Origin of the sequence: Halocynthiibacter namhaensis (assembly GCF_000812685.1) — a bacterium.
Classification (GTDB): domain Bacteria; phylum Pseudomonadota; class Alphaproteobacteria; order Rhodobacterales; family Rhodobacteraceae; genus Halocynthiibacter; species Halocynthiibacter namhaensis.
This window is the reverse complement of sequence record NZ_JWIF01000023.1, coordinates 1-11,856: the sequence shown is the minus strand read 5'-3', so window position 1 is coordinate 11,856 and position 11,856 is coordinate 1. Positions and strand designations below refer to the sequence as shown.

Genomic DNA, 11,856 nt, shown 5'->3' with positions numbered 1-11,856 from the left:
TATCAAAGCCAGCGGTGCAGGATTTTGGGAAGCATAATACGCAAAGCATTATCCTTTAAGCGCAGATGCCGCCAGACGTGAAATGCCCCGTGTAGAACGATCAGAATGATCAGGGCGTCAAAGACGATTTCATGAATTTCAGTGGCGAATTCATGCAAGGTTTTGCTACCCCCGGCAAAGTTAATCGGTATCACGCCGAAACCTTTGATCACGAAGGGTGCGGCCAAGCCCGCAAAGGCACCAGAGGCAACGACCACAGGCACACCAATCTGCAAAAGCTTGTGATTTAACGTGTGGAATTTCGTGCCCCAACCCGGAAGTTTTGGCCCGGCACGCCCCAAAAGCCCTTTGCGCAACCAGAGGAACAGCCAAATCCCGGTGACCATGGCCAGCAGAACCCCAGCACCGGCATGCGTGGACAGTGCTGCTCCCGCGTCGGCCATGTCGTCGTCGGGTTCAACAGCAAAGAAATAGATCAACAACGCAAAACTTAACCAGTGTAACCATTTAACAAGCGTGCGTCGGTTCATGATATTTCCCTTCGAGATTTTACCCAGCATAGGTCTGCATGGTTCTGCGGCAAGGGATTTCAGGTTTCACTATCTGGTTGGCAGATTGTTGCAAATGGCGGCAGAATAACATGCGGATTTACCGATATAACGGTAGATGACCGCGTGAAAAGCTGTGATCCACGCGGTCTTATTATGTCAGCTGCCCGGCGGTGGCGGTGGCGGCAAGATGGTGAATAGCTGGGCCAGTTCGACGATCGACGCCGCTTTTTTCCAACCATCCTGACCCGCAGCCCAGACCAACGTCTGACGGGTCAAGCTGCCGTCAGCTACTTTTGTGCCCATGGCCGCGCGGGAAAATGGCCCAGTGGTCGCGCCGCCTTCGGTAATATGCCAGAGCTTTTCCACGGGAGGGGGCGGGGGAGCTGCCTGTGTTGCAGCAGCCTGTGCTGGTGCCGCACCCCATGGTCCTGCCTGTGGCGTCATCGCAGAATTCATCTGCTGCGCCATCGCCATGCCCATACCCATGCCCATACCGGCGCTCATGCCGCCGTCACCGCCTGGATTATTTGCCGCGGCAGTCATGGCCTCGGCTGCAGAAAACTGGGTGTATTTGCCGAGATCCCCAGCGATCCCCATTGAGGTGCGCTTGTCTAGAACAGCTTCGACCGCAGGCGGCAGAGATATGTTTTCGATGTAAAGCTCCGGGATCGATAGGCCATAGCTGTCGATTGTCGTGGAAATCTCGGTTGCAATCAGCTTGCCCAGGTCGCCTGTGTTTGCTGCCATGTCCAACACAGGGATGCCAGACCCCGCTACTACGCGGGAAAACTCCTGCACGATGATATTGCGGATCTGGAAGCTGATTTCATCCATAGTGAATTCGCCGTCGGTACCGGTGATTTCCGTCAGGAAGCGCCCCGCATCTTTCACGCGCACAGAGTAGGTGCCAAAGGCGCGAATACGGGTCGGGCCGAATTCAGGATCACGCAACATCAAGGGGTTTTTTGTGCCCCATTTTTGGTCATTGAACCGTGTTGTGTTGATGAAATAGATTTCTGACTTGAACGGGCTTTCAAACCCATGATCCCAATGCTGCAGATTGGTCATGATCGGCATGTTATTGGTTTCAAGCATATACATGCCTGGGGTGAAAACGTCGGCCAATTGGCCCTCATGCACGAAAACCGCGGCTTGTCCTTCACGGACGGTCAGCTTTGCGCCGTATTTGATTTCATGGCCTTCGCGCTCAAAGCGCCAAACCATTGTATCATGCGTATCGTCGGTCCATTCGATCACGTCGATGAACTGGCCGGTCAGAAAATCTAAAATACCCATGGGTTTTTCCTTTGGTTAACTACTTGTGCTGATCTTTAGGTCAGCCACAATTTTTTCAACGATCGGACGCGCTTGGCTGGCAGACATGCCAGGGCGCAATCGGGGATCGTAAAGAATGCGAAGAAGCAATTCGTCGTGACGGGTCAAAAGCCCGAATTCTTCGTCATCATTGAAGATGGATGGGCGCGCATCAGGGCTGTCATTGGGTAGCCCTAGGCCTTGTGCAAGTTCCTCGTGAAAACAAGACAGCCGTGTGAGGTCGGGGTGTTCTGCGCGTATGACGGCGACGGCTAGGTTGAAAACGCCCGAGTTCTGCGGATCCCACGCAAACATTTGGCATTGTTTGTGCCGGGGCAAACTGAGAATGGTTGCTGCGTCTTGTGCACGAAGGTCAGGAATAATTTGGCGCAGTTCTTGATGCCAGCTTTTGCGCTCATGTTCGTTTAGGACGAGGACGTGAAAGTTTGGATTTTGCGCGGCGACAGTGACAGAATGACGGCTGGCATTTGAAAGCTGCCGTGCAAAATCGCTGATGCTTGCGAGATCTCGTCGCTGTTGGTTCGGTGGCACGTCTTGGCCGAAATAGACCCCGAATCGAATAGGGGAATTCCAGCGACGCAGGGGGGCCGGGGACCGACGCATCTGGCCATGGGCTGCGTTGGTTTCGTTGAACAATGCGATTGCCATGAAATTTTCGACCAAGTCACTGCGCGTAAAGCGTGCATCACTTGGGGCCGTGTCACGACGCATCCGCCCACTGGACAGGCTGGCCTGTTCCGTTTGGGCAAGATGTTGTTTCATTGCAAGGCTTTGCTGGCTTGTTTGGATACCCGCAGTTGAGAGATCCGGGTGCAGTCGGTTTTGCTGTACTTCTGACACGGGGCCTGTGGCCGGGGTGCAGCCCGCCGTAAAGGCGAGCCCCGTGACCATGAAAACTGAGGCAAAAATCCGATGCAGCATGGATGCTCCCGTTGGATGCCTTAAGAAGACACCGTTGTCGCGATTGTATCGCCAGTACTATCACCGCGCGCCTTGGCAGAGGCAAGCGTATCCTTAAGGTCACTTTCCATCTTTTTCAGATCTTCTTCGGCAGCGGCACGACGGGCTTTGCCTTCGTCTGCAATTTGCAGGCTGTCGTTGATCGTCGCAATCAAAGTTTCATTCGCAGATTTCACAGCCTCAATGTCGAACACACCACGTTCCATTTCGGTGCGTACTTTTTGGTTCGCAACGCGCAGGTTCTCGGCGTTGGCGGTCAACAGCTCGTTGGTCAGATCGGTCGCTTCGCGTACGGCATCCGCTGCTTGGGTCGAGCGTTGGATTGCAACGGCTTGGGCCAGTTGTGTTTCCCAGAGCGGCACTGTGTTAACCAAAGTCGAGTTGATCTTTGTAACCAAGGATTTGTCATTTTCTTGAACCAAGCGGATGGATGGCAAGGATTGCATTGTCACCTGACGCGTGAGTTTCAGGTCATGAACGCGGCGTTCCAGGTCATCACGTGCGGCGCGCAGATCACGCAGTTCTTGTGCAACCATCACCTGCTGATCTTCGGGGGCGGCATCCACAGAGGCCGCTTTGGCTGGAATTACATCGTCGTCCAGCACGCGCAGTTTTTCTTCACCGGCAGAGATATACAGCGCCAATTCGTCATAAAACGCGAGGGTTTTATCATACAGCTGATCAAGCGATTTGATGTCTTTCAACAGCTTGTGTTCATGATCCAATAAGTTGTCAGTGATCTTGTCGATCTGACCTTGAACTGTTTCGAAACGTGCCATGAACTTTGCGAATGGCGCGGTTTTGCCCATCAATTTTTCCCACCAGGACCGTTTGCGACGCACATCCAACTCGGTAATGGAAAAGCCACGGATGGTGGAAACGATCCCGCGCAGGCTGTCACCGGCTGGACCAACATCTTTGTTGCGTACGTCGTTCAGCATGGCTTGGCTGATGACTTGCAGTTCTTCTTGCGCGCTTGAGCCAAAGCTAACGATGGATCCTGTATCGCTCATGTCGATTTCAGCCATACGCTTGCTGATTTCTGCGGCGACAGGGGCGTCGGCTTCGGCCAATGGTACAAGTGCCGTAGATGGTTCTGCCAAGGTTACAGCTGAAATTTCGGTAATTTCCGCGCTGCGGGCTTCGGCTTTTTCTTTAACTGTTGTGCTCATGGATTTGGATCCTCGTGGAATTGGTTTGTTATGAAAGGTTAATGGGCTGCGTCGCGTGTAAGACGATCACGCAGCACTTCGATTTCGACATCTAGGTTGTCCTGCCCGTCTTCAAGAAGCTTTTCGGTTCTTGCGGTAAAACCTGTTTCAAGGTCGTCTAACAGGGCTTCGTATTTTTCACGCGCCTGGGCGTTAGGTCCGCGTGTGGCGATCGAAACATATTGCACCGTCGCTTCGCGCGCACCTTTTAGATAAACGCCAAGGTATTTTCGCGCTGCGGTTAAGTCGCGTGGATCGTCTTCGACCGTGCGAAACATGTTTCGTGCTGTGATGGCGAAACGCTCAACGCGTGTGGTCAGCATGCGGTCGTGGGTGCGGGTGATCGCATCGCGCATTGCTTCGAGATGTTCTTCGCCGTCCTCAACCGCACGTGCAACACGGTCAGCCTGAAAACGATCAATACCTTCCATGCCTTTGTCGCCAAGCGGGTCGAAACCAAAGGTAATCGCGTGGCAGGCAGCGGCCACAACACCAAGGGCGATGGGCCCAAACAGGCCGCCCATGCCGGTGAATGCAGCAAGTAAAACACCTACCCCTGTCAGGGCTGAGCCGATCATTTTGCGTGGTAATGCGGGGCGACGCGCGACTTGGCGTGCGTTGAATTCCGCTTCGGCGCGCAGACCTTCACGGGTCAGCCAGGCCGCCAAAATCAGTGCCCCGAAGGCCAAAAGCGTGAGGGTGAGGGCCAGTGGTTCGCGTCCAAAAGCCTTGAAGGCCAAAGGGACCGGAAGGATGAACATCATGCGCGCGCGAAAGCGGTCACCTAATGTTGCCTTTGCAGGTCTATGGTTGGGCGCGACTGGCGCGCCCGTTGGTTTTTGTGCGTTGTTTGGGCTGAAGTCGCCACCAAATCGCTTGGCCATTATGCAGCCCCTTTAAAGGTTGCATAAATGATCAGCGCCATCAGCAGCCAAAACCCAAGGTTTTTAACCCCATTTCCACCCATATCAACATTTCCCCAGTGAAGAATTGGTCGTTCTGTACCTATATAGGACATCAGAACGTGCCATGCCAGCACCGGGGTGGGGGAATTAATGGTTGGAAGTACCCCCAGCGCCGCGTTCATGATTTAGTTTGCGTTGGTAACCAGATTGAATGATCTCAACTGCAAACAGCACAATCACTGCAAAGTAGAAGGTTGATTTGGACATCGGAATGATCTCATGGCCAAAAACTTTCAAGGTAAGACTGTCATCATGCATCGCATGTGCAGCCGCTGGACCAGCTTCACCAAGCAAAACAACACCGACGATCAGCAGAATAAACAGCCCAAGAACTTCGTACATACGGTTCTTTTCAAGGAAGCGTGTAACACCATCTGCGAGCAACAACATCGCAAGACCTGAAATAAGGATCGCAGCCGCGAGAATTGGGAAGACATCGGTGATTGCAAGGGCAGACAAAATTGAATCAAAGCTGAAGATCAAGTTCATAAGGACGATCATCATTACGACTTGGGCCGCAGATTTTCCAGATTTGTCGCCAACGGCCTTATCAAGATGGCTGACGGTCAGCATATGGCTGATCTCTTTGACAGCTGTATACATGATGAAAACACCACCTATGACAAAAACAACGGTTGCGAAGTTTACACCACCTTCAAGAATGCCAAGCATGTCGAAAACATGGAAGGGCGCGGAAAGGGCACCGATCAGTCGGATCATGACAAACAGCAGAATAACTCGCAGTGCAACCGCAACAATGATGCCCCAGAATCGAACCGATTTTTGGGATTCCTTGGGCGCGCGCTGGCTTTCAATAGAGATGTACAGGAGGTTATCAAACCCCAAAACAGCCTGCAAAAAGCAGAGCATTATAAGGTTACCTAGGTTCTCGATCGTTAAAAGTTCGGACATGTTCCGCTCCGGCTCGCTAAAAATTATTGGCCTGTTTTGCGGAATGTCGATGGATTTGTAAATGGGGCAGTCGATGCGGCCCCGTTATGCCCAGGTTAGCGACGCATAATTGCCGCTATGCGTTGGGCGATAGATGCGCTGCCCTTGGCTGATGGATGGATCATGTCTAGGGCGTGGTAAGATCGGTCACCGGCAGGCACAAGATCGCGCAGCGAGACGAAGTCAACGCCAGGCATTTGTCGTGTGATGCGGATAAGGCGTCGTTCCAATTCATCGCCATCATCGCGACAATGTTCAATCATGGACCCAACCCCAGGACTGCGTAGATAGCCGATATAGATTACCCGTGCGCCAGTGGCGCTGAGGCGGTCCAGAAGATTGGGAATTGCACCCCATGACCCATCAGCCGCGGCCAATTGATCCATTCGGTCATCGCAGGCATTGCAACCGCAGCCAAACAGCAGGTCATTACCGCCACCGTTGAGAATAATCCAATCTCGCCGGCCTGCACGGAATTGCAACGGAATACTAAGCCCTGCGGATGAGAACAATGGTGTTTTGCTGATAATGGATGCGCCGACTCTGGATCGGTCTTGCACCCGTGACCCCAACTCGCGTTCCAGAAATTTTGCGACAGATCTGCCCGAGCTGCGGTTCCACGCCATCAGAGAATCGCCCATGACCAATATTTTGCGTTCGTCTGCCGCAAATACGGGTGTCCCGATTGCGAATAGCAGTCCTACAATCGCACAAATTACGCGTATCTGCACGCCTAGGCGATACGTGGGTATGATGTTGTTCTTCATTCTATTCCCCATAAGGTCTGGCATGGTCGGGAATGCACGTCGAAGAATAGAAAAACACGAACTGGTTAACAAGAGGTGCCGAAGGGCTGCCCTGATCGGATTTTTAGCGACCGCTACGGGGCGCTGGACCTTTTCCCGACCGTCCGTTTGTGGGTTTTCCCTTGGAGAGTGGGCGACTGGTTCCTCCCGTCGGGCGTGCGTTTGGCTTGCTGCCCGATTTGCCACGTGGCTTGCGTCCGCCTTCATCCGGGGCCGCTGCCCAGAAATCCGCCTGAGATTTACTGCCCCGGGCTTTCCCACTTGCCCCGGGTTTTGAACTTGGCTTGCCGTTGGATCTGCCACCAAACTTACTGCCAGGCTTTGTACCTGCGTTCTGACTGGGTTTGCGGCGTTGCGTGAGGGTTGGTTTTTCATCTACGCTATCCAACCCCAACTGGTCTCGGATCACCCGCGATTTCAGTTCTTCCACTTCGCCGGACTTAAGTTCGTTCAGCTGGAATGGTCCGTAACTGATACGCATCAAACGGTTTACTTCGAAACCTATCTGGGACATCGCACGACGAATTTCACGATTTTTGCCTTCGCGGATTGCAACGGTCAGCCAGGCATTTGCGCCCTGTTGCCGGTCAAGCGTCACCTGCATCGGCTGAAATTGTTCACCCTCAACCCGAATGCCTTTGCGCAATGGATCAAAGCTGGCATCCTGAGGGCGGCCATTCACGCGCACGCGATAGCGACGCAACCAGCCCGTTGAAGGCAGTTCCATCTGACGTTTCAATCCGCCGTCATTGGTCAGCAAAAGCAAACCTTCAGAGTTGATATCAAGGCGTCCGACACTCATCACGCGGGGCATGGCTTCGGGCAGATTATCAAACACCGTGTCGCGACCTTTTTCATCGCGCGCCGAAGTCACAAGACCCGTGGGTTTATGATATAACCACACACGCGGGGCATCCGGTTCCGCCAAGCTTTCACCTTTCACAGTGATTTTGTCTTTGCTCGTGACGTTCAGGGCTGGGCTGTCAATCAGCTTGCCGTTCACAGTGACATGGCCATCTGCGATCAAACGTTCTGCATCACGGCGCGACGCCACGCCTGCGCGGGCAATTACTTTGGCGATACGATCACCGACGCGGGCATCACTGCGGACATCGGTGCGGGGGGTGTTGGGTTTATCTGTCATGTGCTCGCTTTACCCTGGTACTGCGAAAAGGGAAAGCTGCTTGGCAGAACGTGATTGCCAGGGCATGAACGGGCTGTGATTGGATTTACGACATATATGGACATTGCGCTGGACGAAGCGCATATGGCGGCTGCCCGTGGTGAAGTGCCCGTTGGCGCGGTTTTAGTGTCCACCGATGGTAATATCCTTGCGCGCGCCGGAAATCGCACACGCGAGCTGAATGACCCGACGGCCCATGCGGAGGTTTTGGTCATCCGCGAAGCCTGTGCGGCGCTGGGCCAGGAACGCTTACCGGGGTGCGAACTATGGGTGACGCTAGAGCCATGCCCGATGTGCGCCATGACGATTTCTGCTGCACGGATTGCGAAGCTGGTGTATGGCGCTTCTGATCCAAAATCCGGTGGCATTGGTCAGGGGCCGCGTATTTTTGACCATCCTCAAGCGCATCACGTGCCGGAAGTGATCGATGGGGTTCAGGAAAATACATGCGCGATGTTGTTGAAAGATTTCTTTGCCCAACGTCGTTGAACTGTATCGTTTTAATTCGCGATATATACGGGTAGCCGTGTTTTTCAGCCACCCGTATGTTCTTTAAAGGTTAGGCTTCTGGCGTGCTATTTTCTGCCAGAAGGGTGTCAAAGACCTCTGTGCTGATGCCCATGTCGGCGCTTAGTATTTCAAGAAAATCGCGTTCTTTGTCAGATATCTCGCCATCAGCGCTCGCCACCTGAAAAGCAGATTTCAGAACTTTTAGATGTTGCTCGGGTGTTAGATCGGGAGCGTAATCTTTGAAATGCTCATGTGTAAGACTTGCAGCCGCGTCGTTACAAACCTGGGTGATTAAGTCCGTGTCAAAAATATCCCCGAGGTTTTCACGGCAAATTCGGTGAATAAGCGCGATCTCATCGGCGTCAATTTTGCCATCAACACCCGCGATATAGGTCATGGCGCCAAGCGCCTTAAGGTCCGCAGGATCAGCCTGATCCATGCTTTGCTGCAATTCTTTGTCCTTAAGTTGTTGTTTTTTATATCTGTTCAACAGGTATAAACCCAATGCGAGAAAGACGAATAACCCATAGCTGCCCATAAGAAGTTCAAGGAACGTCAGGGTCGGGCGTGAAGGAAGATCTTTGCTGATCTGATTGTCGCGCTGGGCCTGTTGAAATTCTGATCGTGAAATCGTGTAATAAGATTCGCCCGTGCAACCGGCGTCTGACAACCCATAGTGGCCAGCTTCTTTCCAGATGCTGAGAAAGAACAGATGGTAACTTTTGGAGACGCGACACACCGAAATAACGCCAGATGATCGCCCGAACTCTGCGGGGGGAATGGATGAGTCTTCAACGTATTCCAGATTTTGTGACGACCCTGCAATCACACCGAACCCGCGGGCTTCGGCGTTGGTGACACTTAGTAATGGAAGGGTGAATATGAAAAGAAGTGCGGATAGAAAACGCATAACTGTTGACCTGTACTGATTGAAACTGGGGCGTAAATTGCCCGAAGGTCGGTACCGTTAACGCGGATTAAAGGTCGGGGGAAGTCATAAAAACCTCCCCCGAGGGATCTATGCGTGGATCGCGCCATCACCGCAAGCGAGTGCCGCTTCGCGCACGGCTTCCGAACAGGTCGGGTGGGCGTGACATGTCAGGGCGATGTCTTCGGCACTTGCGCCAAATTCCATTGCGACGCAGATTTCGTGGATCATCTCGCCAGCTTGCGGGCCAAGGATGTGTCCGCCAAGGATGCGATCTGTTTCTGCATCAACCAGAAGCTTCACGAAACCATCGCCGGCAAACATGGCTTTTGCGCGGCCATTGCCCATGAAGGAAAACTTGCCAACTTTGTAAGCGCGGCCTTCTTCTTTCAGCTGCTCTTCAGTCTTACCAACTGTCGCAACTTCGGGTGCTGTGTAAACCACACCGGGGATAACCCCGTAGTTCACATGACCTTTTTTGCCTGCGATGACTTCGGCAACAGCCATGCCTTCGTCTTCGGCTTTATGGGCCAGCATTGGGCCTTCGATTGCGTCGCCAATGGCGTAGATGCCCGGAACATTGGTTGCCCAGTGATCATTGGTGGCGACTTGTCCGCGTGGTGTCATGGCGACGCCAAGCGCGTCTAGACCAAGACCGTCAGTGAAAGGTCTGCGACCCGTCGCGACAAGAACGACGTCCGCATCAATAGTGGCTTCCTTGTCGTTTTTCTTAAGCTTGTAGTTGACCTTGGCTTTGGTTTTTGTGGTTTCCACAGACTGTACCGCTGCGCCCAAAACCAACTTAAGACCTTGTTTTTTCAGTGAACGCGCGAAGGTTTTGGAAACATCCAGATCCATGCCTGGGCAGACGTTATCCATGAATTCGACCACGGTCACTTCGGAACCAAGGCGTGCGTAAACGGAACCCATCTCTAGGCCGATGACGCCAGCGCCGATGACAACCATTTTCTTGGGTATTTTGCCAAGTTCTAACGCGCCGGTAGATGTGACGACGATCTTTTCATCGATTTCAATACCTGGCAGGGATGCGGCTTCGGATCCAGTTGCGACAACGATGTTTTTCGCTTCATGTACTTCGTCGCCGACTTTGACTTTGCCTGCTTCGGGGATGGAACCCCAACCTTTAAGCCAATCTACCTTGTTCTTTTTGAACAGAAATTCGATGCCTTTGGTGTTTTGGCCAATGACGTCGTCTTTATAGGACAGCATTTGGTTCCAGTCGATGGACGGGGATTTGCCCATCAGGCCCATTTTGGTGAAGTTATGGGTGGCTTCATGATAGGAATGGGATGCATGCAACAGCGCCTTTGACGGAATACAACCCACGTTTAGGCAGGTGCCACCAAGCGTGTCGCGGCCTTCGACACAAGCGGTTTTCAGGCCGAGTTGAGCGCAGCGGATTGCGGAAACATAGCCGCCAGGGCCGCCGCCGATAATGATTACGTCATATGATGCCATTGGTATTCTCCTGAGGGCGGAAATGGGGATGCACAAAGTATGCACAAGTTATGCACATACTATGCAGATGATTGGCGCATTGGAAGGGGGAGCGAGGCGTAGTCACCAATATGTGCGAACGCCAATTCCCCCGGGATAGTTGTGAAACGGAAATGCATCAAAGCAGGGCAGCAATGAGCATGATGAGGGTCGCAAGAAACCCGACAGCCCAGATGATGGAACGCGCGGGCGTGAGGCCGAGGACATAAGCGGGCACATAGAGGATGCGCGCGCCAAGGTAGAAACCTGCGCAGGCTTGCGTCACGCCATTTGAGGCAAAGCTAAATTGCACGGCGATTACGGCGATGGTGAAAAGGGCGAGGCCCTCAAAGTGGTTGTTCAGCGCGCGTTTGTGACGGCCAAGCAATTGGCTAGGTTTTGCTTCCTCGTCACGGTTGCCCATCGTGTATTTTGTGCCGAGTTCTTTATTCGCGATCCAAGCATAAGCACCGAATTGGCACATTTGCAGGATGGCAGCGAGGGTGAGGGCTGTGAGTTCAGTGGTCATGATGTGCTTCGGCGGCCTCTATGATGTGTTCTAGATGGTCATTCATTTTCACAAAATCGAACTTATGCGCGTCTTGCATTTCGTCGATTAAGGTGTCGCGTAGCTTTAGTCGGTCGGAAATGATAAAAGCTGAAACTGTGAAGCAAGTCTTGCCACCTTTTGCAATTTGAACCAGACCGGGTTTATCGGAGACAGTTGAGTTCCTATTCTGCGGCGAGAGTAACAGTGTTCAGGCTGTCATAGAAGTTCCTTTCTGCATGTGCTGGAGCAATGTATCCGATGGGTCCAAAGCGGCGTTCGTGATTGAACCAATGGACCCAATCGAGCGTGGCAAATTCGACGTCTTTTTTGCCTTGCCAAGGGCCCTCATGTTCAATGACCTCAGCCTTGTAGAGGCCATTAATTGTCTCGGCCATCGCATTGTCATAGC

The 11,856-nt window shown here is 52.9% G+C and carries 14 protein-coding genes; 1 reads left to right on the top strand and 13 read right to left on the bottom strand.

What is annotated here, in order from left to right; translation table 11 throughout:
* Nucleotides 1-2: 2 nt before the first annotated feature.
* The 9 genes from RJ38_RS04585 to RJ38_RS04550 form a co-directional block, all read right to left on the bottom strand.
* The gene (locus RJ38_RS04585; protein ID WP_039017724.1) at nucleotides 3-530 is read right to left on the bottom strand and encodes a cytochrome b; all 528 of its coding nucleotides are present in this window, start codon (nucleotides 528-530) and stop codon (nucleotides 3-5) included.
* A gap of 177 nt (nucleotides 531-707) precedes the next feature.
* Nucleotides 708-1,847, bottom strand: coding sequence for an SPFH domain-containing protein (locus tag RJ38_RS04580; RefSeq protein ID WP_039017723.1), 1,140 nt, complete (start codon nucleotides 1,845-1,847; stop codon nucleotides 708-710).
* Between the two features lie 15 nt (nucleotides 1,848-1,862).
* The gene (locus RJ38_RS04575; protein ID WP_052245200.1) at nucleotides 1,863-2,807 is read right to left on the bottom strand and encodes a DUF2927 domain-containing protein; all 945 of its coding nucleotides are present in this window, start codon (nucleotides 2,805-2,807) and stop codon (nucleotides 1,863-1,865) included.
* 20 nt (nucleotides 2,808-2,827) lie between these two features.
* On the bottom strand, nucleotides 2,828-4,018 hold the full coding sequence (locus RJ38_RS04570; RefSeq protein WP_039017722.1) for a toxic anion resistance protein: 1,191 nt from the start codon (nucleotides 4,016-4,018) through the stop codon (nucleotides 2,828-2,830).
* A gap of 38 nt (nucleotides 4,019-4,056) precedes the next feature.
* On the bottom strand, nucleotides 4,057-4,941 hold the full coding sequence (locus RJ38_RS04565) for a 5-bromo-4-chloroindolyl phosphate hydrolysis family protein (protein ID WP_039017721.1): 885 nt from the start codon (nucleotides 4,939-4,941) through the stop codon (nucleotides 4,057-4,059).
* On the bottom strand, nucleotides 4,941-5,144 hold the full coding sequence (locus tag RJ38_RS19040; protein WP_162183549.1) for a hypothetical protein: 204 nt from the start codon (nucleotides 5,142-5,144) through the stop codon (nucleotides 4,941-4,943). The genes RJ38_RS04565 and RJ38_RS19040 overlap by 1 nt, the downstream gene beginning before the upstream one ends.
* A complete protein-coding gene (locus tag RJ38_RS04560) occupies nucleotides 5,110-5,934 on the bottom strand; it encodes a TerC family protein (RefSeq protein WP_039017720.1) in 825 nt (274 codons plus the stop codon). Before RJ38_RS04560 ends, RJ38_RS19040 begins: the two co-directional genes overlap by 35 nt.
* Before the next feature lie 95 nt (nucleotides 5,935-6,029).
* The gene (locus RJ38_RS04555) at nucleotides 6,030-6,740 is read right to left on the bottom strand and encodes an SGNH/GDSL hydrolase family protein (RefSeq protein WP_052245199.1); all 711 of its coding nucleotides are present in this window, start codon (nucleotides 6,738-6,740) and stop codon (nucleotides 6,030-6,032) included.
* Nucleotides 6,741-6,843: 103 nt separating this feature from the next.
* Complete coding sequence (locus tag RJ38_RS04550; protein WP_052245198.1) at nucleotides 6,844-7,923, bottom strand: pseudouridine synthase; 1,080 nt, start codon at nucleotides 7,921-7,923, stop codon at nucleotides 6,844-6,846.
* A gap of 78 nt (nucleotides 7,924-8,001) precedes the next feature.
* On the opposite strand from RJ38_RS04550, the gene RJ38_RS04545 reads away from it, so the two are divergent.
* Nucleotides 8,002-8,451 (top strand): nucleoside deaminase, encoded by a 450-nt coding sequence (locus tag RJ38_RS04545; RefSeq protein ID WP_039017760.1) that lies wholly within the window; start codon nucleotides 8,002-8,004, stop codon nucleotides 8,449-8,451.
* Nucleotides 8,452-8,521: 70 nt separating this feature from the next.
* On the opposite strand, the gene RJ38_RS04540 is transcribed toward RJ38_RS04545, so the two are convergent.
* The 4 genes from RJ38_RS04540 to RJ38_RS04525 all read right to left on the bottom strand — a co-directional run.
* Nucleotides 8,522-9,382, bottom strand: coding sequence for a tellurite resistance TerB family protein (locus tag RJ38_RS04540; RefSeq protein WP_039017719.1), 861 nt, complete (start codon nucleotides 9,380-9,382; stop codon nucleotides 8,522-8,524).
* A 108-nt stretch (nucleotides 9,383-9,490) separates the two neighbouring features.
* Entirely contained in the window at nucleotides 9,491-10,879 is a 1,389-nt protein-coding gene (lpdA, locus tag RJ38_RS04535) for a dihydrolipoyl dehydrogenase (protein WP_039017718.1), read from the bottom strand.
* Between the two features lie 157 nt (nucleotides 10,880-11,036).
* Entirely contained in the window at nucleotides 11,037-11,426 is a 390-nt protein-coding gene (locus RJ38_RS04530) for an MAPEG family protein (protein ID WP_039017717.1), read from the bottom strand.
* Between the two features lie 203 nt (nucleotides 11,427-11,629).
* The coding region (locus tag RJ38_RS04525; RefSeq protein ID WP_039017716.1) for an integrase core domain-containing protein at nucleotides 11,630-11,856 on the bottom strand (227 nt) is incomplete at its 5' end.